This window comes from Mesorhizobium sp. L48C026A00 (genome assembly GCF_000502375.1).
Lineage (GTDB): Bacteria > Pseudomonadota > Alphaproteobacteria > Rhizobiales > Rhizobiaceae > Mesorhizobium > Mesorhizobium muleiense.
In genome coordinates, this window is record NZ_AYWU01000013.1 from 137,515 (window position 1) to 159,757 (window position 22,243).

Annotated in this window: 21 protein-coding genes; 12 read left to right on the forward strand and 9 right to left on the reverse strand. The window is 62.5% G+C overall.

Going from position 1 to position 22,243, the window contains the following annotated elements; translation table 11 throughout:
• Nucleotides 1-3,150 carry an efflux RND transporter permease subunit gene (locus tag X738_RS63110; RefSeq protein WP_023800359.1) on the reverse strand — a complete coding sequence of 1,050 codons (3,150 nt, stop codon included), beginning with the start codon at nucleotides 3,148-3,150 and terminating at the stop codon, nucleotides 1-3.
• The gene (locus tag X738_RS63115) at nucleotides 3,147-4,313 is read right to left on the reverse strand and encodes an efflux RND transporter periplasmic adaptor subunit (protein WP_031255424.1); all 1,167 of its coding nucleotides are present in this window, start codon (nucleotides 4,311-4,313) and stop codon (nucleotides 3,147-3,149) included. Before X738_RS63115 ends, X738_RS63110 begins: the two co-directional genes overlap by 4 nt.
• Before the next feature lie 79 nt (nucleotides 4,314-4,392).
• On the opposite strand from X738_RS63115, the gene X738_RS63120 reads away from it, so the two are divergent.
• From X738_RS63120 to X738_RS87190, 4 genes are all read left to right on the forward strand, one after another.
• The gene (locus tag X738_RS63120; protein WP_023800361.1) at nucleotides 4,393-4,614 is read left to right on the forward strand and encodes a hypothetical protein; all 222 of its coding nucleotides are present in this window, start codon (nucleotides 4,393-4,395) and stop codon (nucleotides 4,612-4,614) included.
• Nucleotides 4,615-4,958: 344 nt separating this feature from the next.
• Nucleotides 4,959-5,432 (forward strand): VOC family protein, encoded by a 474-nt coding sequence (locus X738_RS63125; RefSeq protein ID WP_023800362.1) that lies wholly within the window; start codon nucleotides 4,959-4,961, stop codon nucleotides 5,430-5,432.
• Nucleotides 5,433-5,656: 224 nt separating this feature from the next.
• A complete protein-coding gene (locus tag X738_RS87185) occupies nucleotides 5,657-6,073 on the forward strand; it encodes a nitronate monooxygenase (RefSeq protein ID WP_245277711.1) in 417 nt (138 codons plus the stop codon).
• Nucleotides 6,070-6,642 (forward strand): NAD(P)H-dependent flavin oxidoreductase, encoded by a 573-nt coding sequence (locus X738_RS87190; protein WP_245277712.1) that lies wholly within the window; start codon nucleotides 6,070-6,072, stop codon nucleotides 6,640-6,642. Before X738_RS87185 ends, X738_RS87190 begins: the two co-directional genes overlap by 4 nt.
• Before the next feature lie 29 nt (nucleotides 6,643-6,671).
• On the opposite strand, the gene X738_RS86670 is transcribed toward X738_RS87190, so the two are convergent.
• The 6 genes from X738_RS86670 to X738_RS63155 all read right to left on the reverse strand — a co-directional run bounded on the left by X738_RS86670 (nucleotide 6,672) and on the right by X738_RS63155 (nucleotide 12,364).
• Nucleotides 6,672-6,911 (reverse strand): hypothetical protein, encoded by a 240-nt coding sequence (locus X738_RS86670; RefSeq protein WP_210163891.1) that lies wholly within the window; start codon nucleotides 6,909-6,911, stop codon nucleotides 6,672-6,674.
• Between the two features lie 109 nt (nucleotides 6,912-7,020).
• Nucleotides 7,021-7,545: a hypothetical protein gene (locus X738_RS63135; RefSeq protein WP_023800363.1), complete on the reverse strand. Its 525-nt coding sequence runs from the start codon at nucleotides 7,543-7,545 to the stop codon at nucleotides 7,021-7,023.
• A 397-nt stretch (nucleotides 7,546-7,942) separates the two neighbouring features.
• Nucleotides 7,943-9,364, reverse strand: a complete 1,422-nt coding sequence (locus X738_RS63140) for a TRAP transporter large permease (RefSeq protein ID WP_023800365.1) — start codon at nucleotides 9,362-9,364, stop codon at nucleotides 7,943-7,945.
• Nucleotides 9,361-10,008: a TRAP transporter small permease subunit gene (locus X738_RS63145; RefSeq protein ID WP_023800366.1), complete on the reverse strand. Its 648-nt coding sequence runs from the start codon at nucleotides 10,006-10,008 to the stop codon at nucleotides 9,361-9,363. The genes X738_RS63140 and X738_RS63145 overlap by 4 nt, the downstream gene beginning before the upstream one ends.
• A gap of 70 nt (nucleotides 10,009-10,078) precedes the next feature.
• A complete protein-coding gene (locus X738_RS63150) occupies nucleotides 10,079-11,209 on the reverse strand; it encodes a TRAP transporter substrate-binding protein (RefSeq protein WP_023800367.1) in 1,131 nt (376 codons plus the stop codon).
• Nucleotides 11,210-11,455: 246 nt separating this feature from the next.
• Complete coding sequence (locus tag X738_RS63155; RefSeq protein ID WP_023800368.1) at nucleotides 11,456-12,364, reverse strand: hydrogen peroxide-inducible genes activator; 909 nt, start codon at nucleotides 12,362-12,364, stop codon at nucleotides 11,456-11,458.
• Nucleotides 12,365-12,544: 180 nt separating this feature from the next.
• Here X738_RS63155 and katG point away from each other — a divergent pair, with 180 nt between their 5' ends.
• Nucleotides 12,545-14,740 carry a catalase/peroxidase HPI gene (gene katG / locus X738_RS63160; protein WP_023800369.1) on the forward strand — a complete coding sequence of 732 codons (2,196 nt, stop codon included), beginning with the start codon at nucleotides 12,545-12,547 and terminating at the stop codon, nucleotides 14,738-14,740.
• 106 nt (nucleotides 14,741-14,846) lie between these two features.
• Here the strand turns inward: katG and X738_RS63165 are convergent, their stop codons facing one another.
• Nucleotides 14,847-15,524 (reverse strand): aquaporin, encoded by a 678-nt coding sequence (locus tag X738_RS63165; protein WP_023800370.1) that lies wholly within the window; start codon nucleotides 15,522-15,524, stop codon nucleotides 14,847-14,849.
• Between the two features lie 288 nt (nucleotides 15,525-15,812).
• Here X738_RS63165 and X738_RS63170 point away from each other — a divergent pair, with 288 nt between their 5' ends.
• The 7 genes from X738_RS63170 to nuoK all read left to right on the forward strand — a co-directional run bounded on the left by X738_RS63170 (nucleotide 15,813) and on the right by nuoK (nucleotide 22,243).
• A complete protein-coding gene (locus X738_RS63170; RefSeq protein WP_023800371.1) occupies nucleotides 15,813-17,102 on the forward strand; it encodes an RsmB/NOP family class I SAM-dependent RNA methyltransferase in 1,290 nt (429 codons plus the stop codon).
• A 97-nt stretch (nucleotides 17,103-17,199) separates the two neighbouring features.
• Nucleotides 17,200-17,658: a PaaI family thioesterase gene (locus X738_RS63175; protein WP_023800372.1), complete on the forward strand. Its 459-nt coding sequence runs from the start codon at nucleotides 17,200-17,202 to the stop codon at nucleotides 17,656-17,658.
• A 4-nt stretch (nucleotides 17,659-17,662) separates the two neighbouring features.
• Nucleotides 17,663-18,325 (forward strand): 5'-methylthioadenosine/S-adenosylhomocysteine nucleosidase, encoded by a 663-nt coding sequence (locus tag X738_RS63180; protein WP_023800373.1) that lies wholly within the window; start codon nucleotides 17,663-17,665, stop codon nucleotides 18,323-18,325.
• Nucleotides 18,326-18,381: 56 nt separating this feature from the next.
• Nucleotides 18,382-19,974 (forward strand): glutamine-hydrolyzing GMP synthase, encoded by a 1,593-nt coding sequence (guaA, locus tag X738_RS63185; protein WP_023800374.1) that lies wholly within the window; start codon nucleotides 18,382-18,384, stop codon nucleotides 19,972-19,974.
• 757 nt (nucleotides 19,975-20,731) lie between these two features.
• Nucleotides 20,732-21,163, forward strand: coding sequence for a CBS domain-containing protein (locus X738_RS63190; RefSeq protein ID WP_023800376.1), 432 nt, complete (start codon nucleotides 20,732-20,734; stop codon nucleotides 21,161-21,163).
• Nucleotides 21,164-21,440: 277 nt separating this feature from the next.
• Nucleotides 21,441-21,941 (forward strand): NADH-quinone oxidoreductase subunit J, encoded by a 501-nt coding sequence (locus X738_RS63195; RefSeq protein WP_023800377.1) that lies wholly within the window; start codon nucleotides 21,441-21,443, stop codon nucleotides 21,939-21,941.
• Nucleotides 21,941-22,243 carry an NADH-quinone oxidoreductase subunit NuoK gene (nuoK, locus tag X738_RS63200; RefSeq protein WP_023800378.1) on the forward strand — a complete coding sequence of 101 codons (303 nt, stop codon included), beginning with the start codon at nucleotides 21,941-21,943 and terminating at the stop codon, nucleotides 22,241-22,243. The genes X738_RS63195 and nuoK overlap by 1 nt, the downstream gene beginning before the upstream one ends.

Consider the following 22,243-nt stretch of genomic DNA (forward strand, 5'->3'; position numbering starts at 1 on the left):
CTACCCGGGAAGTGTAGGTGTGTACTCACGCCTCGTCTTTCGCGCGGCGCGCCATTCCTCGAACCGTTGCAGGATGACGAAGAAGGACGGTACGAAGAGAACGGCGAGACAGGTCGAGGCGATCATGCCGGAAAAGACCGTGATGCCGATCGACTTGCGCGCGCTGGCCCCGGCGCCTGTCGCCAACACCAGCGGCGCGACACCAAGGATAAACGCGAAGGACGTCATCAGGATGGGCCGGAAGCGCGCTCGTGCCGCCTCGATCGCCGCTTCGACTATCGGTCTGCCGGCGGCGCGCAATTCGCGCGCGACCTCGACGATCAGGATGGCGTTCTTGGCGGATAGCGCGATCAGCAGGATCAGGCCAATCTGCACGTAGAGATTGTTGTCGATGCCGAGGCCGTTGAGAACCAGGACCGGACCCACCAGCGACAGCGGCGCGGCGAGCAAGATCGAGATCGGGGCCAGCCAGCTCTCATATTGGCCTGCCAGCACCAGATAGACCAAGAGCAGCGCCATGCCGAACACCAAATAGATCTGGCTGCCGACAAGCTTTTCCTGGAAGGACAGCGCCGTCCAGTCGAAGCCGGTGCCGGGCGGCAATGTGTCGGCCGCAACCCCTTCCATCAGTTTGATCGCGTCGCCCGACGAGAAGCCATGTGCCTGCACACCGATGATCGATGCCGAGGGATAGAGGTTATAGAGGCTGATCAGTGATGGGCCGACGCTTGGCGTGACTGTCAGCAATGTCCCGAGCGGGATCATGTCGCCGCTCTGGTTGCGCACGCTCAGGCGGGCGATATTCTCGGGCGTCAGGCGAAATTGCGCATCGCCCTGCACATAGATCTGGAACACCCGCCCGAACTTGTTGAACTGACTGACATAAGTCGAGCCCAGATAACCGGCGAGCGTCTGGAAGACCTGGTCCGTGGTCAGCCCCAGGGTTTGCACCTTCTCGCGGTCGATTTCGACCGTGTATTGCGGGACGTTGGCCCGGAACGGCGCCGATACGCGCTGGATACCTGACTGCGTCTGAGCGGTCCTGGTTATTGCCTCGACTGCTCCTTGCAGCTTGGCGAGGTCGAAACTGCCGTCACGCAGCTCGACCTGCATGGTGAAGCCGGCGGCGTTGCCGATGCCCTGGATCGGCGGTGGAGGCAGCACCAGTACAGTTCCGTCACCCATGTCGGACAGATTCTTGTTGAGCGTTGCGTAGAGCGAGGCAAGATCCTCGCCCTTGCCGCGCAAGCTCCAGTCCTTGAGGATGATGTAGGCAACGCCGGCGTTTGCCAGCGTCGAGTTATTGTCGAGTGCCGAGATGCCCGCGATGGTCACGACCTGATCGACGCCCGGCGTGGCCTTGGCGAGCTTCGAAACCTGTTGCAGCGTCTCCTGTGTACGGCCAAGTGCGGCGCCGTCGGGCAGTTGAACCGAAGCAAGCAGGTAGCCCTGGTCCTCGATCGGGATGAAGCCGGTGGCCACGCGCGATATGCCATAGCCTGCCGCCCCGATGATCAGCAGCGCGATGATGCCCATCACCGTGCTGTGACGCACCATGGCACCGATCAGGCCGGCATAACGGTTCTCCAGGCGCTGGTAGACCGCGTTGAAGCCGCGAAAGAAGACATTGCGCTGGTCCGGCGGCACCGGCCGCCTTAGCCATGTCGCACACTGCGTCGGTTTGAGCGTTGCCGCGTTGATGGCGCTGATTATGGCAGTTGCCGCAATCACCAGTGCGAATTGCGCATACATTTGCCCCGTGAGGCCGGGCAGGAACGCAGCCGGGAGGAACACCGCCATCAGCACCAAGGTGATGCCGATGATCGGCCCGAAGAGGGCGTTCATGGCGGCAATGGCCGCGTCGTGGCCCGACATGCCGCGCTCCATATTGTGAGTGGCGCCCTCGACCACGACGATGGCGTCGTCGACGACGATGCCGATGGCAAGCACGATGGCGAACAGGGTCGACAGGTTGACCGAAAAGCCGAGCGCGGCCATCGCCGCGAACGCCCCGATGATCGTCACCGGAACGGTCGTTGCCGGCACCAGCATCGCCCGCCAGTCCTGCAGGAAAAGCAGGATGACGATGAGCACCAGGACGGCGGCTTCGATCAGCGTCTTGTAGACCTCGTGGATCGCCTGGCTGACGAAAATCGTGGTGTTGAAGGGGATCGAGTATGCCAGGCCTTGCGGAAACTCGCGTGACAGGTCCTTCATCCTGGCCTCGACCTTGCCGGCCACATCGAGCGCATTGGCGCCCGGCGACAGGAAAACGGCCATGCCCGCAGCCGGCTGGCCGTCGAGATTGAAGAACTGCCCATAGGTCTGGGCGCCGAGCTCGACTCGGCCGACGTCGCGCACGCGCGTCATGTCGCCATTGGCGCCGGTCTTGACGATCACGGTGCCGAACTGGCCGGGATCGTCAAGGCGGCTGGACACTTCGATCGTGTACTGGAAGGACTGGCCGTCGGGCGCCGGCGGCGCGCCGACCTGGCCTGCGGTGACCTGCTCGCTCTGCTGCCCCAGCGCCTGGACGACGTCCTGCGTGGTAAGGCCGCGCGCCTGCATCTTCTCGGGATCAAGCCAGACACGCATGGAATACTGGCCGGCGCCGAACACATTGACATTGCCGACCCCCGGTATTCGGGAGAGCTCATCCTTGAGCCGGATGGTCGCGTAGTTGGCGAGATAAAGGCTGTCATATTCCCCGTTCGGTGAAGTCAGCGTGACGATCTCGAGGATCGAGGTCGACTTCTGCTGAACGGTGACGCCTTGCACCTGCACCGCTTGCGGCAGCGTCGCCAAGGCTGAGGACACACGGTTCTGCACACGCACTTGCGCCTGGTCGAGATCGGTGCCGATCGCGAACGTGACGGTGAGATTGTAGGTGCCATCCGATGCAGCATAGGACTGCATGTAGATCATGCCCTCGACGCCGTTAACCTGCTGCTCGATCGGCAACGCCACCGTGTCGATCACCGCACGCGCGCTCGCTCCCGGATAGCGCGTCGTCACCGAAACGGTAGGCGGCACCACGTCGGGATACTGCGCCACCGGCAGGGCAAAGAGCGAGATGACGCCTATGACGACCATGAGGATGGCGATTACGTTCGCCAGGACCGGCCGCTCGATGAAGAATTTGGAGATCATTGCGCTGCGCCGTCCGTGGCGACTGCTTCCAGTTTCTTTTCTTGCGGTTCGATCTTCTGGCCAGGGACTGCCGTCAACAGGCCGGAGACCAGGACGCGGTCGTCCGCCCCGATACCCTTGGTGATCACACGCAACGCGCCGACCAGTTGGCCGATCTCAACCGGACGCTGTTCGACCACGTCGTCCTTTCCGGCGACGAGCACGTAGCGACCCTTCTGGTCGCTACCGATCGCCCGGTCGGGAACGAGCAGCATGTCCGGCTCTACGCCCAACGGCACGCGCACACGCACGAAATAGCCAGGCAGCAGTTCCCGGCCTTCATTGGGGAGCACTGCGCGGACCGCTAGCGTGCCGGTGGCAGCGGTAATCTCTGGCGCGGCGTAGTCCAGCGTTCCCGCGTGGGGATAACCCGTCTCGCTCTGCAAGCCGACCTCGACCGGTATTTTCTTGAGATCCTGCGCGGTCATTCCACGCTTCGCCATGGCGGTGCGAATGCGCAGCACATCCTGCTCCGAGATATTGAAATTGACGTAGATGGGTGCGGTCTGAACGATGGTCGCCAGGGTGGTGGCGCTGCCGGCGCCGACAAGCTGCCCCATCGATACCTGGCGGGAGGTGACGGTGCCCGCGAACGGCGCCTTGACCTCGGTGTAGCTCAGATTGAGTTGAGCCTGCTTGACGTCGACCGCGCTCTGCTTCTGCTTGGCGATGTCGACGTCTGCTGCCGCGGCGGCCTGGTCGGCGGTCGATTGCGAGATGATTTTCTGGGACAGCAGCTCCTGCTGCCGCTTTAGGTCAGCACCGGACTGCTTGGCGGCGGCATCGGATGAACCCTGCCCGGCCTCGGATTGCTCGAGCGCCAGCTGGTAGGAATCGGGCTCGATCAGGAACAGCCGGGCGCCGGCCTTGACCTCGTCGCCGTCCTTGTAATCGATTTCCTGGATGAAGCCCGAGACGCGCGCAACCAGGGGCGTCGTGTTCACCGCCGCGGCACTGCCGGTAGCCTCGAGATATGGGGTCACGCTCTGCTTCAATGGAAGCGCCACGTCGACCTTGGGCGGAGGGGGCGGTACGTATGTGTTTTCCTCGCTACAAGCGGACAATACTAGTGTCGCGGCGAACAAGCCTGCCGCCTGCGCAATTCTACCCGATAGTAAAAGCATTTCCCCCCTCTATATACTTCCCGGTGTATATCGCATTATATAAAAGTGAGCTAATCTACATGTTTGAGGGGAGTTTGTCATGCGGATTGCGTTGAGCGTGCTTTTCTTGGCAACTCAGATGGCAACCACCGTGGCGCTGGCGCAGACGGCGGCCGAGCGTGAGGCCTGCCAGGCAGATTACCAGAAGATCTGCGAGGGCGTGTTGCCGGGCGGCGGCCACATCATCAAATGCCTGGCCGATCACATGAGTGAGCTGACGCCCGAATGCCAAAAGGTCGTCAAGGCGAACACGCCTGGATAGCACCACTGTGCCTTTCCGAGCCGCAGGTGAACATGACGTGTCGGACTGGAGCGCCGGTGGGCGAGGTCTGCGGGTGCCGGATCGTGGCCCTGTCGTCTGGTCGGAAAGTTGGTCTGCTTTGTGGATTTTCCAGACATTCGCGACGCATTTCAGGGGCGGGCCTTCGCTTATCGTCCGGAACCCGTGCCAAAGCGACAGCGACATTAGGGTAAGCTGCTCTTTGCGTTCGCGCGGGCGAGACGGACGCTTCCGGGGTGGAGAAAAGCGGTTGGCTACCTATCTCGGAAGAGAGCGGATGGGGAAACAAGGCCGAAATCTTGGCCTCAAGCGAAAGGAACCCGCAAATGGCAAAGAATACGATTTGCCTCTGGTACGATAAGGACGCCGAGGCTGCCGCCCGCTTCTACTCCGAGATCTTTCCCGACAGCGTGGTGAGTGCCGTGCACCGTGCACCCAGTGACTACCCGGCCGGCAAAGAGGGCGACGTGTTGACGGTCGAATTCACAGTCGCGGGCCTTCCTTGTATCGGCCTCAACGGAGGTCCCGAGTTCAAGCACAACGAAGCCTTCTCGTTCCAGATCGCCACCGACGATCAGGAGGAGACCGACCGCTATTGGAATGCCATCGTCGGCAATGGCGGCCAGGAGAGCGTGTGCGGCTGGTGCAAAGACAAATGGGGGATTTCCTGGCAAATCACGCCGCGCGTGCTGACTGACGCGATGGCGGCTGGCGGCGACGAGGCAAAGCGCGCGTTTGATGCCATGATGACTATGAAGAAAATCGACGTCGCCGCGATCGAGGCGGCGCGACGCGGTTGATGCTCAATCGCGTCTTGCTGCCAAATTGCTGCCAGAGTGTGTCAGCTCGCCACCCAGTGCGGCCGTCCAGCCGCCAGCTTTGCGTTGCGGCGACCATCAGTCACTTACCACTAAAAACGGTCTGATTTCCCGGTTCGAGTCTCAATCGGGACCACTATCCTGCTACAGTGCGTCGCGTATGCTGCATCTTCGGTATCCCTTCGATGATTTGGCGAGCGCGAACCGTGCCACTCAAAACCCGACTGACCGAACGTTTTGCGATCAGGAATCCCATCCTCCTCGCTCCTATGGGCGTGATGGCAGGCGGACGGCTTGCAGCAGCGGTGTCGCATGCCGGCGGGCTCGGTTTGATCGGCGGCGGCTACGGCGACGAAGCCTGGCTGGACAAGGAGTTTGCCGCCGCAGTCAACGCCCGTGTCGGATGTGGGTTTATTACATGGTCGCTGGCAACCAGGCCGTATCTGCTCGACCGCGTGCTGGAGCGGCAACCCGCGGCGCTGATGCTTTCATTCGGCTCGCCAGCACCCTTCGCCGCGCATATCAGAGAAGCGAGTGCCTTTCATCTGCCAAGTCCAGTCGATGTTGCACGCCCGCGAGGCGCTCGACGTCGGCGCAGATGCAATTGTGGCGCAGGGCAATGAAGCCGGCGGCCCACAGCGGTCCCCGCTCGACCTTCACACTCGTTCCCGAGATTGCCGATCTTCTCGCGAAACAGGCGCCTCAGACGCTTCTCGTGGCGGCGGGTGGCGTTGGCGACGGTCGAGCGCTTGCCGCGGCATTGATGCTCGGCGCCGACGGCGTCCTGGTCGGCACGCGGTTCATGGCGACTGCAGAGTCCGCTGCGCCGCGCGGATTCCAGGAGGCTATCATCGCCGCTGATGGCGATGCGACGATCAAGACCACAACTGTCGACATCGCCCGCAACTATCGTTGGCCGACAGACGAATTCGTCGCGCGCGTGCTGAGGACTCGATTTGTCGCCGCCTGGCATGGCCGCGAAGGTCAGCTGACTGAAGCGCCGACGCTGGCCATCCAGAGCAGCGACTATTGGGACGCCTTTTACGCTGGCGATGCCGAGAACACCGGCGTTTTGATGGGGGAAGTGGCCGGAGTGATCCGAAGCGTGGAGTCGGCTGGACGCGTGATCGACGACATGATCGGACAAGCCGAGCGTCTGCTCACGGACGGCCCGCGACGTATCGTCGATTGACTGCTCAGTTTCTCTTCTACTCTACCTGATTAATTGCACACCACCTCAGCCATTGCGCGGATGATCTTGCCACTTCGACGCATTCGTCGTGCCGCATCTTCTTGCGCCGCCAGACGAGGCAGATGGCGCTGCGGCATCGGTTCCTGGAGTGGGCACGATCTCCAGATCGCGCAATGGCGCTGGCTGGTCCTGCCGCTATTTCCGGGATGAGCGTGACGCCCGAGCCCATGCGCCACCATCTGCAGCAGCGTCGGGTCGCGGGCGATCAAAGCGACCTCCGCACACTCGTGCGAAGCGCACGCCCGATGCCAAGAAGCGCCGGTGATCACCGCTGTCTTTCCGCTTCAATCCGACTGTGCCAGGTCGGTGCTGGCAAGGCTAAACCGCCGGTCCTTCGAGCCCGCTTCTCTCGTGCGACTTCCACAGGTACCAGCCGAGGACGGTACCGAAGAAGAATGTGTGGGCAATGAACTGCACGACCGGGCTTGCTTGCAGGAACCAGGGGAATGCGATCGGCGCGATCACATAGAAATTGACGAGCCACAAGGCGAGTCCAAAGATGCTGCCGAGACCGATGAAGGCTGCTCGCCCTCGCAGCATTGCGGCAATCTCCCCGAACACGATCCCATAGGCGATGGCCAGGATCAAATGCACGACCACGCCGGCGATGCCGGCCGTCAAGAGCGGGTAGCCGGGATCGAGGGCTTCCGGTCCAAGCGCGATGGCGCCGATCATGCGCAGGGGCATGAAGAACGCTTCCGCCCCCATCATGAACGCACTCGCCGCCATTTCGAACGCCGCAAAGACGATGCCTGCGACAATACCCGCGACGGCCCCCTGCTGGAGTCCCCATCGGATGTCACGTGGCGTCACCGGCGTATGGATATAATCACGGTAAGCCATAACACTGCTCCCTGTTCTGGACGCGGATTCCTCCGCAAAATCAATGCCGGGAACGCGTCTGCGGTTCCGGGCGTCCGGTACAATTCACGAGGATTTGATTGAATTGATGTTTCTCAGGCCGAGCGGACGGTTCGGCTCATTGCCCGCATCGAAGCTGCAGCCTTGCAGCTTTCCCGCGACCGCCCAAAGCCCGGCTGTTACCTCGCGCGAGACCTCAACTGGCTCCATAGATCGTAGCCCGCAAGGAGGACGCCAATGCCGACCGCAACGCCTAGATCGGGATGCGGGACGAACCGGATTACGACGCCAAAAAACGCCAGAAAGACAACAAACGCCAAGACGGCCAGGAAGCGGCTCAAATTCATCTATTGTCCTCCACTCGCCGCGGCATCGCGCCTCAGCCCCCGTAGATCAGGTTGGGCAGCCCGTACACGATCTGCGGGAAGACGTAGATGATGACCATGCACAGGATAACGATCAGCATATAGGGCATCATTCCGCGGAAAATATCCGAAAGCTGAACATGCGGCGGCGAAATGCCCTTGAGGTAGTAGGCCGACATCGCCATGGGCGGCGACAAAAAGGCCGTCTGAAGGTTGACTGCGACGAGCACGCCGAAAAACAGCGGATCGATCTCGAAATGCGCCAATAGCGGCAGGAAGATCGGAACGAAGATCACGATAATCTCCGTCCATTCCAGCGGCCAGCCCAGGATGAAGATGATGATCTGGGCGACGATCAAAAACATCAGCGGCGACATGTCGAGGCCGGTGACGAAATCGCTGATCAGTTGCTGGCCTCCCAGATAGGCAAAGACCGAGGCGAAGGTCGCGGAGCCGACGAACAGCCAGCACACCATCGCGGTCGTTCGCGCCGTCAAATAGACGGACTCCTTCAGGCGTTGCCACGTCAGCGCCCGGTAGGCGGCGGCCAGCACGACGCCGCCGAGCGCGCCGATGGCGGCAGCCTCCGAAGGCGTGGCAAGGCCGAACAGGATAGCGCCGAGCACCGCAAGGATCAGGACCGCCAGAGGGACGAAGGAGGTCAGCAGCATCCAGCTGATTTGCAGGACCGAATAGTGGCCTACCTCGTCTCGGGTCGGCTTCGGCGCCAGCTGCGGCTGCAGCACCGCCTTCGCCACCACATAGATCAGATAAAGGCCGGCAAGCAGCAGTCCCGGAAGCAGGGCTGCCGCATACATGCGGACCACCGACACACCCGCCGTCGCGCCATAGACGATGAGCAGAATCGACGGCGGAATGAGGATGCCGAGGGTTCCGCCGGCGCAGATCACTCCCGAGGCATAGCTGACGTCGTAACGCGCCTTCAGCATGGCGGGAAACGCCAGCAGACCCATCAGTGTCACGACCGCGCCGACAATGCCTGTGGCCGTTGCGAAAAGGGTGCAGGTGATGAGGGCGGCGACCGCCATGGAGCCGGGAACGCGCCGGGTGGCGATATAGAGGGTGCCGAAAAGACGCTCGATGATATTGGACCGCTCGACGATGTAGCCCATGAACAGGAAAAGCGGGATGGCGGTCAGCACGTCGTTCGAGATCACAGAATAGGTCTGATTCACGAACAGATCGAAAATGCGGTTGTTGAAGAAGCCGCCGATCCAATGCTCCGTAAGCGTCCAGCCGTCGGCGCCATCCTCAACCGCCCGTTCGTAGGCGCGCCACATCCGTCCCGGATTTAAATAAGCGTAGTAGCCAAAGGCGACCCCGAGCGCCATCAAAGTGAACGCAACCGGGAAGCCAAGGAAGATCGCCAGAAGCAGAATGAGCAGCATCGCGACGGCGACCTGAGGATCGCTCATCTGTCTTCTCCGTCGCGGTCGGGTTGATTGTCGGGATGGAGGAACGGGAGGTCGACTGCCTCCGAACCGTGATGCAGAACATCGAGCGTCTTGGCTTCCATCAGCACCTTCTCGGTCTCTTCCACGTCTTCAGCCGCGCGCGGCCATGTTCCGGTTCGCAGACAGACGACGCAGCGGAACACCTGAGCAATCCCCTGCACGAAGAGCAGGATGCCTGCCGCCACGATGACGGCCTTGAACTGAAAGATCGGAATCCCGGCCGGGCTGTTCGAGCTTACTTCGAGATAGCGAAAGCTGCGTGCGGCATACTTCCAGCCGGCCAGAATCAGCGCCGTGACGCCTGGGAAGAAGAAAATGAAGTAGAGGACAAGTTCGACCGCCGCTTGCACGCGCGGCCGCCACAGCCGGTAGATGAAATCGCCGCGCACATGCCCGTCTCGCGACAAGGTGTAAGCGCCGGCCATCATGAACATGGTGCCGTAGAGCATGTAGCTGAGGTCGAATGCCCACGCAGTCGGCGCGCTGAACAGGTATCGCACGACGACCTCATAGCTCACGCCGAGCGTCATAACGACGACGCTCCAGGCGAACACCTTTCCAAACCATGCCGAAAGTTCATCGGCGAACGCAATGTAACGGAGCATTTACTGGGTTCCGTCAGATACAATCCGGCGGTCCGCAAAACCGCCGGATTTGCCGAAGCGGAGACGCGAATTAGAGCTTCAGCTTGCCGGGGAAGTAATGTTCGTATGCCAGTGTCAGGTCGGCTGAATTCATAAGCTCGTAGTAGACGACGCGTTCGACCCATTGGCGCTGGCTATCGAGCACCCGCTTCATGAACGCATCCGCCTCCAGCGTCGGGATGATCTTGTCCCAGGCCTGGAGTTGTGCGTCGAGAATCTCCTTGGAGGTGCGGTGCACGGTGACACCGTGCTCGGTCTGCAGTTTCTGCAGGTCGGCCGAATAGTTGTCGAGGGCGACTGCCGTGGTCGCGGTGCTGGCCGCCTCCACGCCATATTCGAGAATGGCCTTCAAATCGTCGTCGAGGTCGTCGAATACGTCCTTGTTGAACAGGAATTCGAATGACTCGCTAGCCTGATGATAGGACGACAAGATATAGTTCTTGGCGACGTCCTGCGAACCGAAGCGAAGGTCGGATGACGGATTGTTGAATTCGAAGGCGTCGATAACCCCGCGCTCCATGGCCGGCACGATTTCACCGCCGGGCAACTGCGCCACGCTGAGGCCGAGGTTCTGCATGAGATCTGCGGCAAGACCCACCGTCCGATACTTGAATCCCTGCAGTTCGGCGGGGGTCGTGACAGGATTCTTGAACCAGCCGAACGGCTGCGCCGGCATCGGGAAGCCATAGAAGCCGACCACGTTGAGGCCCATGATGTCCTGCGTCAGCTCGCGGTAGAGATCCTTGCCGCCGCCCTGGTGGAACCAGGCAAGCATGGTGGTGGCGCTGCCGCCGAACACAGGGCCAGTTCCGAAAAGCGACGCGGCCTTGTGCTTGCCGTACCAATAGACGGGGACGGTGTGCGCAGCGTCGATGACGCCGTCATTGACGCCATCCAGCACCTGGAACGCGCCGACGACCGCACCCGCGGGCAGGAGCTCGAACTTCAGCCGGCCGCCCGACATTTTTTCGACGCGCTCTATGTATAGCCGCGCGAAATCCATCCAGATGTCGGAAGCAGGCCAGGAGGTCTGCATCTTGATGGTCACCGGCGCCTGCGCCAGTACGGCCGGGGCCGAGAGCGTCGTCGCTGCAGCCGCACCGGCGGTGATGGCGGTGGACTTTTCCAGGAACCCGCGACGCGAGATTTTATTGTCGGACATTTACTCCTCCCATTGTTGTAAACGCTTCTGCCACAACCAGAATATGCGAACTCGCCCCTTGCGCAACCAGTTTCGCTGCCGGTGACATCGGGGCATCGGGCGCTCGGTCGGGCACAAGCGCCAATATGTTTCCGCATTCGACGATTTTTTTGTCGGCGCTTATCCTTGTTCTGGCCTCCATAACGAATGTAGCACTGCTGCGCGGCATGCCAAGGCGGTCGGACCCTCTGGCCGACATTCCCACCCTCACGCCGCCAACACCGCCTCGTCCAGGCCGCGGATGATCTTGGCCAGTTCGACGCATTCGTCATGCCGGACCTTGTTGCGTCGCCAGGCGAGGCAGATCGTGCGCTGCGGCATCGGCTCCTGGAACGGCACGATCTTCAAATCGCGCATGGCGCTGGCCGGCCCTGCCGCCATTTCCGGGATAAGGGTGACGCCGAGCCCGTGCGCCACCATCTGCAGCAGCGTCGTCAGGCTCGTCGCGCCATAGCTCGCCATTGCCACCGGCCGCACGCTGCCGCAGACGGCAAGCGCCTGTTCACGCAGGCAGTGGCCTTCCTCCAGCAGCATCAGCCTTTCCAATGCCGGGCTTTCCGGCGGCACCGGCGGCGAGGCGAAGGCTGGATCGCCGGCCGGCACGGCAAGGAAGAACCGGTCGGAGAAAAGCGGCTCGGTGATCAGTCCGGGCTGATCGAGGGGAAGGGCCGCAATGAAGGCGTCGAGCTTTCCCAGGGCGGTGTCCTCGACCAGCGAGGCGGTCACCGCTTCACGCAATTCGAGCTGCAAGGCCGGGAAATGCCGTTTTAGTTCCGGCAGCACATGCGGCAGCAGATAGGGCGCCACCGTCGGGATGATGCCGAGCCGGAAGCGCCCTTCCATGGCGGGGCGGCCACGCCGGGCCGTGGTCTCGATTTCGCGGATGTCGGCAAGAATGCGCTCGATACGTGGCAGCATGGCCAGTGCCTCGTCGGTCATCCGAACCGATTTGCCGCCGCGCTCGAACAGCCGGCAATTCAGCCGCAGCTCCATCTCCGCGATCTGCGACGACAGCGCCGGCTGGCTGACGCCGGCCAGTTTCGCGGCGCGGCCGAAATGCAGCGTCTGTGCCAGTGCTTCGAAATATTGCATCTGCCGGACGGTGAGACCAATCATAAGGAAAACCTATCGCAACAAACTGGAAAGGCAATTTGTTTTTATCGGCAATGCGGCCTAGTCTGGAACCGTTCCAGAGTGGCGTGGCTCAGGGCCCGTCCGGAAAATCATCAAATCCCCGGAAGATCGACAATCCCGGAAAACGACAAATCCCGGAAAATTCAGAAATTGGAGAGAACGATGGACGCAAAGACCGATGACACCAGCGCCGGAAAATGCCCGGTCGTGCACACAACTATCGCCAGGGCCAACCGTGACTGGTGGCCGAACCAGCTGAATGTGCAGGTACTTCACCAGCAGTCCGCACTGTCCGATCCGATGGGCGAGGCATTCGATTACGCCAAGGAGTTCAAAAGTCTCGACCTGAACGCCGTGATCAAGGACTTGCATGCCTTGATGACGGACTCGCAGGAGTGGTGGCCGGCCGACTTTGGCCATTACGGGCCGCTGTTCATCCGCATGGCCTGGCACAGCGCCGGCACCTACCGCATCGGCGACGGCCGTGGCGGCGCCGGAGCCGGCCAGCAGCGCTTCGCGCCGCTCAACAGCTGGCCGGACAACGTCAATCTCGACAAGGCTCGCCGGCTGCTGTGGCCGATCAAGCAGAAATACGGCCGCAAGATCTCCTGGGCCGACCTGATGATTCTCACCGGCAACGTCGCCCTGGAATCGATGGGCTTCAAGACCTTCGGTTTTGCCGGCGGGCGCGCCGATGTCTGGGAGCCCGAACAGGACATCTACTGGGGCCCTGAAGGCAAGTGGCTGGCCGACGAGCGCTACAGCGGCGAACGCGATCTCCAGAACCCTCTTGCCGCCGTGCAGATGGGTCTGATCTACGTCAACCCGGAAGGGCCGAACGGCAATCCGGACCCGTTGGCCGCGGCGCGCGATATCCGCGAGACCTTTGCGCGCATGGCCATGAACGATGAGGAGACCGTCGCGCTCATCGCCGGCGGCCACACCTTCGGCAAGACCCACGGCGCCGGCGATGCGACGCTGGTTGGCCCCGAGCCGGAAGCAGCCGGCATCGAAGAGCAGGGCCTCGGCTGGGCGAGCACGTTTGGCACCGGCAAAGGCGGTGACGCGATCGGCAGCGGCCTGGAAGTGACGTGGACGACGACGCCGACGAAATGGGGCAACAACTTCTTCGACAATTTGTTCGGCTTCGAATGGGAGTTGATCAAGAGCCCGGCCGGCGCGCACCAGTGGACGCCGAAGGGCGGCGCCGGCGCCGGCACTGTGCCCGATGCCCACAACCCGGCAAAGCGTCACGCGCCTTCGATGCTGACCACCGACCTCGCTCTGCGGTTCGATCCTGCCTACGAAAAGATCTCGCGGCGCTTCCATCAGAATCCGGACCAGTTCGCCGATGCCTTCGCCCGCGCATGGTACAAGCTGACCCACCGCGACATAGGCCCGCTCGTGCGCTATCTCGGCCCGCTCGTGCCCAAGGAAGAGCTGCCGTGGCAGGATCCTATCCCTGCCGTCGATCATGTGCTGGTCGATGAGCTGGACGTGGCCGCCCTGAAGTCAAAAATCCTCGCCTCCGGCCTTTCGGTGCCGCAGCTGGTCTCGACGGCCTGGGCGTCCGCCTCGACCTTCCGTGGTTCCGACAAGCGCGGTGGCGCCAACGGCGCGCGCATTCGCCTGGCGCCGCAGAAGGACTGGGACGTCAACCAGCCGGCTCAGCTGGCGAAGGTGCTGGAGAAGCTCGAAGCGATCCGCAAGGAGTTCAATGCTTCGCAGTCCGGCAACAAGAAAGTCTCGCTTGCCGACCTGATCGTCATTGGCGGCGGCGCCGCAATCGAAAAGGCCGCGAAGGACGCCGGCAACGAGGTGAAGGTTCCGTTCACGCCGGGTCGCATGGATGCCTCCCAGGAGCAGACCGACGTCGACTCCTTCGCCCCGCTCGAACCGACCGCCGACGGTTTCCGCAACTATCTCAGCGGCCCGCAGCGTTTGTCGCCCGAGGAGGCGCTGGTCGACCGGGCGCAATTGCTGACGCTGACGGCGCCGGAGATGGCAGTCCTCGTCGGCGGCCTGCGCGTGCTCGGCGCAAATGCCGAGCAGTCAACGCACGGCGTCTTCACCAAGCGGCCTGAGACGCTGACCAACGACTTCTTCGTCAACCTGCTCGACATGGGAACGGTGTGGAAGTCGACATCGGAGGCCAAGGAATTGTTCGAAGGACGCGATCGGACGACAGGCGAGCTCAAGTGGAGCGGCACCCGCGTTGACCTCATCTTCGGTTCGCATGCCCAGCTGCGCGCGTTGGCGGAAGTCTATGCGACCGCGGACGCGGAGGAGAAATTTGCCAACGACTTCGTGGCGGCGTGGAACAAGGTGATGAACGCCGATCGCTTCGAACTTGCCTGATCGGCCAAGGCCCGGAGCGGGTAGCGTCCCGCCTGGATAAGTTTTTCGAACCTCAAACAAAAAGGCGCGGGCCGGGTCCCGCGCCTTTTTGTCAGACCAAAGCCTGTCAGTCCTTCTCGAAGATACGGGTCTTGGCGACCACGCCGGCGATGGCGCCGCCGATCAGCGGTGCGACGATGAACAGCCAGAGCTGGCCGATCGCCGCACCTCCCGAAAACAGCGCCGGGCCGATCGAGCGGGCCGGATTGAGCGATGTGCCGGTCACCGGAATGATGGCGAAGTGCAGTCCTGCCAGCGTCAGGCCGATGACGAGGCCGGCAAAGGCCGTCGCGTGGCTGCCGCTGGTGACGCCGAGGATGACCGTGACAAAGGTGAAGGTTCCGATCAGTTCCCACAGGAACGCCGAGCTGAGACCCCACTTCGTCGCATCCCAGCCATTGGCGCCGAAGCCGCCGGTATGGCCGCCGACCTGCCCGGAGACGATGATCCACAGCGCCAGCGACGCAATGATGGCGCCGATGACCTGCGCGATCCAGTAGGGGATGACGTTCTTGGCCTCCATTCGGCCGGCGAGGAACACGCCGAGCGTCACCGCCGGGTTGAGATGTGCACCCGAGATCGGGCCGATCGCATAAGCCGCCGCGATCAGGCCGATGCCGAATGCCAGACCGATGCCTTCCTGGCCGAGCGGCAGCGCGCCGCCGAAGCCGCCCGTCACCACCGAAGCCGTGCCGATGAACACCAGTAGAAATGTGCCTAGAACTTCCGCCAGGTAAGTCTTCATTGCCCTCTCCACGTAATTTCCCGCCGATCCGCTTGCAGTTCTTGGCGAATCACGCAGCGGAAGACTATCGCAACTTCAAAAGTTTAAAAGCATAGCAATGCGAGGGTCGCTGATATCAAGAGAGCTGCCTTTGATCTGGCGTTCTCACGGGGAGAGGGTCAGGGTGAGGGGCAGCGCAAACCTGAAGCGAGCGCCCTCTGCCTCCAGGACTCTCCCCGCTTGTGTGCGCCGGTCGCGCGCTTTAGAGCAAGACCCCGGAATTGATTTGCTGAGTAACGGAATAACAAGATGCGACTGGGCGGACGGCTGGCAGCAGCCATCGAAGTGCTGGAGGATATCGGCCGGCGGCACCGGCCGGTCGCCGATGCGCTGAAGGATTGGGGCCTGTCGCACCGCTTCGCCGGCGGCGGCGATCGCGCCGCGATCGGCAACATCGTCTACGACGCGCTGCGGCGAAAGCGCTCGGCCGGCTGGCTGTTGGGCGAAAATACGCCGCGCGCCATCGGTTTTGGCGCGCTGCTGCTCGAATGGAACCAGACGGCGCAGTCGTTGAACGAAGCGCTCGACGGTGACAAGTTTGCGCCGCCGCTGTTGAACGACGATGAACTGAAGGCCATCGCTGACCGCCGGCTCGACGATGCGCCGCCGGCGGTGCGCGCCGATATTCCGGATTGGTGCGAACCGCTTTTCGAGCAGGCCTTCGGCGCCTGCTGGGTCGATGAAGGTGCGGCGCTGGCGACCCGCCCGCCGCTCGACCTCAGGGTCAACACGCTGAAGGCCGATCGCAACAAGGTGCTCGCCGAACTGGCCGAGACCGGCGCCAAGGCTGCACGAATTGCGCCGCACGGCATCCGCATCCCGCCGATCGCGGGCGACGGCAGGCACCCGAACGTGCAGGCCGAACCGGCCTTCCAGAAAGGCTGGTTCGAGGTTCAGGACGAAGGCTCGCAGATCGCCGCCACGCTGGCTGGCGCCGAGGCCGGGATGCAGGTTCTCGACTTTTGCGCCGGAGCCGGCGGCAAGACGCTGGCCCTGTCGGCGGCGATGGACAATCGCGGCCAGGTGTTTGCCCATGATTCCGAAAAAGCGCGGCTGGCGCCGATCTTCGACCGCATCCGCCGCTCGGAAAACCGCAACGTCCAAATCGTCACCAAGCCGACGGAACTCACCCCCCTCGCGGGCCACATCGACATCGTCGTGGTCGACGCGCCCTGCACCGGCAGCGGCACCTGGCGGCGCCGGCCCGATGCCAAATGGCGGCTGACGCAGAAGCAGCTCGATGCGCGCAAGGGCGAGCAATCGGCGATCCTCGATGTCGCCAAAACCTTCGTCAAACCGGGCGGGCTGCTAGTCTACATCACCTGCTCGGTGTTCGATGAGGAGAATGGCGAGCAGGTAGCTGCCTTCAGGGATCGTAACAGCGGCTTTGTCCCGGTCGATCACCGCCAGCTTTGGGACAGCCGCTTTCCGGGCCACGAGGCGGCCCCCCGTATCGGCGCAGCAGGCGGCATTTCGCTGTCGCCGGCGCTGAGCGGTACCGATGGGTTTTATGTCTGTGCGCTGCGCAGGGGTGGCTGAACCTTGCCGGCGGGCCTGATTGCTGCAGTGCAGCAATAGCGATTGCCTGCCGCTCATGCCTCTGCAATAAGCTTTTCTGACAGGAGCGTGACAAGCCATGGCAGCAGAGATCGTACCCGCCCCCAATTATGAGGATCGCGTCAGGACGTCCTTCGCGCGCCAGAACGCCATGATGACGATCGGCGCCGAGCTGACGTTGGTGACGCCGGGCATCATCGAGATCGAGATGCCCTATTCGGCGGCGCTGACTCAGCAGCATGGCTTCCTCCATGCCGGCGTCATTTCGACGGCGCTGGACTCGGCCTGCGGCTATGCCGCGTTCTCGCTGATGCCGGAAAGCTCCAGTGTGCTGACCATCGAGTTCAAGGTCAATCTGCTGGCGCCGGGCCGGGGCGAGCGTTTTCTGTTCCGCGGCTCGGTGACCAAGCCCGGCCGCACCATCATCGTTGCCGACGGCCAGGCCTATGCCTTCGCCGTCGACGGCGAGGCCAAACTGATCGCCACCATGACTGGAACGATGATGACGGTGGTCGGTCGCGATGGCATCGAAGGCTGATCCGATGCGCAAGGCCGTCAGAATTGCCGGCAGGGACGTCCTCTTCGTGATGGCGGCGCAGGCCGAATACGGGCCGCATCTGCAGCGGCTGTTCACGCCTGTCATGACAGGGGTGGGGCCGGTCGAAGCGGGTGTCAGGCTGGGCGCGGAACTGTCATGGCTCAAATCTGAAAAGGCGCTGCCGGATCTCGTCGTCTCGCTCGGTTCGGCCGGCAGCCGGACACTGGAACAAACGGAAATCTACCAGGCCGTTTCGGTCGCCTACCGCGACATCGACGCCTCGCCATTGGGCTTCGAGAAGGGCGCGACGCCGTTTCTCGACCTGCCCGTGACGGTGCCGCTGCCGTTTAGGATTCCAGGCATAGGCGAGGCGACGCTGTCGACCGGCGCGGCGATCATTTCCGGCAGCGCCTATGATGCGATTGCCGAGGACATGGTCGATATGGAGACCTTCGCCTGCCTGCGAGCCTGCCAACTGTTCGGCGTGCCGCTCGTCGGCCTGCGCGGCATTTCCGACGGGGCTGCCGATCTCAGGCATGTCGGGGACTGGAAGGAGTATCTCCATGTCATCGACGAGAAGCTGGCGGATGCGGTGACGCGGCTGGAACAGGCGATCGGCTCCGATGCGCTGCAGTTTGGACCATCGCATGACGCGGAAACGGAGTGAGGGAGACGCCTTCGCAACCCATTGCGCCGACTCGTTTCTTTCTCTAAACGCTCGCCATGAAGATAGCCAATCGTCCCGACACCGTCCTGCCCGACACCGTCCTGCCCGACACCGTCCTGATTGTCGATTTCGGCAGCCAGTTCACGCAGCTCATCGCCAGGCGCATCCGCGAGGCCGGCGTCTTTTCCGAGATCGTGCCGTTCCAGTCGGCCGAAGCGGCGTTCAGGCGCATCAATCCGAAGGCAGTGATCCTCTCCGGCGGCCCGGCCTCGACCGGCGACATCGGCAGCCCGCGCGCGCCGCAGATTGTCTTCGACGCAGGCGTGCCGGTGCTCGGCATCTGCTACGGCCAGATGGCCATGTGCGTGCAGATGGGCGGCGTCGCCGAAAGCTCCGACCATCGCGAATTCGGCCGTGCCTTCGTCGAGATCCAGAAGGACAGCCCGCTGTTCGAGGGCCTGTGGGCGCCCGGCCAGCGCCATCAGGTGTGGATGAGCCATGGCGACCGCGTCATCTCGCTGCCCAAGGGATTCGAGGTGTTCGGCAAATCGGAAGGCTCGCCCTTCGCCATCTTCGGCAATGTCGAGCGCAAGATGTACGGCATCATGTTCCACCCCGAAGTGGTGCACACGCCGGACGGCGCCCGGCTGCTGCAAAACTTCGTCCACAAGATCGCCGGCATCGAAGGCGACTGGACGATGCGCGCCTATCGCGAGCACGCGGTCGAGACGATCCGCAAGCAGGTCGGCAAGGGCAAGGTCATCTGCGCGCTTTCGGGCGGCGTCGATTCCTCGGTCGCAGCACTGCTGATCCACGAGGCGGTCGGCGACCAGCTCACCTGCATCCTTGTCGACCACGGGCTGATGCGCAAGGACGAGGCATCAGGCGTGGTGGAGATGTTTCGCCAGCACTACAATCTGCCGCTCATCCTGGTCGACGCCTCGGACCGCTTTATCGGCGCGCTCGAGGGCGAGTCGGATCCGGAAAAGAAGCGCAAGACCATTGGCCGGCTGTTCATCGAGGTGTTCGAGGAAGAGGCCGAGAAACTCGGCGGCGCCGATTTCCTGGCGCAAGGCACGCTCTATCCCGACGTCATCGAAAGCGTCTCCTTCACCGGCGGCCCGTCGGTGACGATCAAGTCGCACCACAATGTCGGCGGCCTGCCCGAGCGCATGAACATGCAACTGGTCGAGCCGCTGCGCGAACTGTTCAAGGACGAGGTCAGGGTGCTCGGCAAGGAGCTCGGCCTGCCCGACAGCTTCGTCGGCCGGCACCCGTTTCCCGGACCCGGTCTTGCCATCCGCTGCCCGGGCGGCATCACCCGCGAAAAGCTGGAGATCCTGCGCGAGGCCGATGCCATCTATCTCGACGAGATCCGCAAGGCCGGCCTCTATGACGCCATCTGGCAGGCCTTCGCCGTGCTGCTGCCGGTGCAGACCGTCGGCGTCATGGGCGACGGCCGCACCTATGAATTCGTCTGCGCGCTGCGCGCCGTCACCTCGGTCGACGGCATGACGGCGGATTTCTACCACTACGACATGGCGTTCCTGGGCGCCGCCGCCACCCGCATCATCAACGAGGTGCGCGGCATCAACCGCGTCGTCTACGACGTGACGAGCAAGCCGCCGGGCACAATCGAGTGGGAGTAGGGGAAAGACCTAATAAATTCGGCGAAGCGGCTGTTTTGGAGTAGATTAGCGTAGGATCTTCGGCGGTCCGGGAGTTCATCTGCCGCACATGATCAATGACGATCCTGATCGTCTTGTCACAGTAACGCCCGCCATAGTGGTTCCACCGTTCACTCGATCGACCCGGATGTTTTACCACGAAGGATTCGCGTCCGACGCTGTGATGTCGCCCGGCATATTCTTCTGTTTCGAGGACCAGGCCTGGAGCAGGCGCTTGAACAAACGCAGGCGCGCCGGGTGCGTCACCTTCCAGTGCTCAACCGGCAGAAGCGAATGACGGGGCCTCATCTCGCTGAGTGATATCGCTCTGAAGGGCGAAAGTTCGATCCTCGCGCCGCTTGCCAAAATCGCTGCCGGACGCTGAACGGCACCTGCACGCCGCCTGAGGTTTCAGGGGCGCTTGCGAAAATAGACGAAAGCGGCATGCATCTAGAGGAACCAGGCATGCCGCCCATGAGCCCGACGGAATCGGCTTCCCTTGGAAATCCGTGGCGGCGCTCTCGGCTGATCGATGAGCATCGGCGCCGGCAAGGGCGACCCCTGTAGCAGGCGGCGATTTGTGTAAGCCAATCATGAAGGCCTACCGCCAGAAAGCACTGTGGCCTGAGATTTCAAGTCGGACTTGAAATATCAAGGCGCGCGGCGCACGATGGCGCAGAAATGCACCGAGAGGGAGACGGGGCGGAGGGCTGGAGCGTAGCAGCGCTTGGAGGAAGCCATGAACGTCAAAGCGATTCTCGAGGACAAGGGTCGAGCCGTCGAGACGATTGGCCCGAACGAGACGCTCGCCGTGGCGATCAACAGGCTCGCCGAACACAGGATCGGCGCACTGGTCGTTACCAATGGTGATCGCAAGGTGATCGGCATCGTGTCCGAGCGCGACATCGTCTGCGCCATGAACAAGTATGGGTCTGCGGCCCTGGAGCAGAGTGTCCGTCACGCAATGACCGCCAAGGTCAACCTCTGCACCGAGAACCACACGATCAACCAGGTCATGGAGATCATGACCACAGGCCGCTTCCGCCACCTGCCCGTGGTAAAGAACGGCCAACTCGACGGCATCGTCTCGATCGGCGACGTGGTGAAGAAGCGCATCGAGGAGGTCGAGCGCGAGGCCGAAGAGATTATTCACTACATCTGGGCGGGGTAAGCTCGCCAAAGGCCCGCCGTCTGGCCGCGACGTCCTTTTTTCAGGGTTTCTGATCTCGTGCCGAACCTCCTTAGGCAGCCTGAGTAACGGATAGGCAGCTGCGGGATCGCACACCGTATCAGATGCTGAGACTTGGGCATAACGTAGCGCCAAACCATGTAATCTTGAGAAAAATTCGATACTAGGGCACAATTTGTAGACGCATCTGAAGTGCGCAGCTATCTCAAACCCGGCCGCCTTGCGCCGAGTGACAGATCGCGGCGGAGGGTTGGCGTCGATGGATCAGGCGTTCTTTCTTCTGTTCGCTGCGGCGTCCGTGATCACGGCACTGACCGTGGTCCTGGCGCGGAATCCGGTTCACAGCGCATTGGCGCTGATGGCGTGTTTCCTGCAGATCTCGGCAATCTTCGTCTTGCTCGAGGCACCGTTGCTCGCTGTCATCCAGATCTTCGTCTATGTCGGCGCAATCATGGTCCTGTTCCTGTTCGTGATCATGATGATCGATGTGCGCGAAGCGGTATTGCAGCGGTTCTTGCCGGGCGGCAATCTGCCGGCTCTGGTGCTGCTCGTCCTGCTTGGGGTCGAGATGCTTGTACTGGTGCTCTGGAGCGACCGCTTTTCGGTCACGGAGCCCGTCGCGATGCGCGGCGGCGATCAGATCAGGCAGCTCAGCATGACACTTTTCGCCGACTATCTCCTACCGTTTGAAGCCGCCTCCGTGATCCTGCTGGCGGCCCTGGTCGGCGCCATCGTGCTGGCGCGGAAGGAGCAGGGGTGATGGTTCCGCTCTGGTGGTATATTTTGCTCGGAGTGGTCCTGTTCGTGATCGGAGCGGCGGGCGTGCTGCTCAGGCGCAATATCCTGGTCGTGCTGATGTCGCTGGAGTTGCTGCTCAACTCGGTCAACATCAATTTCATCGCTTTCGGGCGTTACTACGACGATTTCCGCGGGCAGATCTTCGCGATCTTCGTCATCGCAATCACCGCGGCGGAGGTTGCGGTCGCCCTCGGGATTCTGGTCGCCCTCGTGAGGAACAAGTCCACCCTCAAGGTCGACGACGTGACCATGATGAAAGGATAG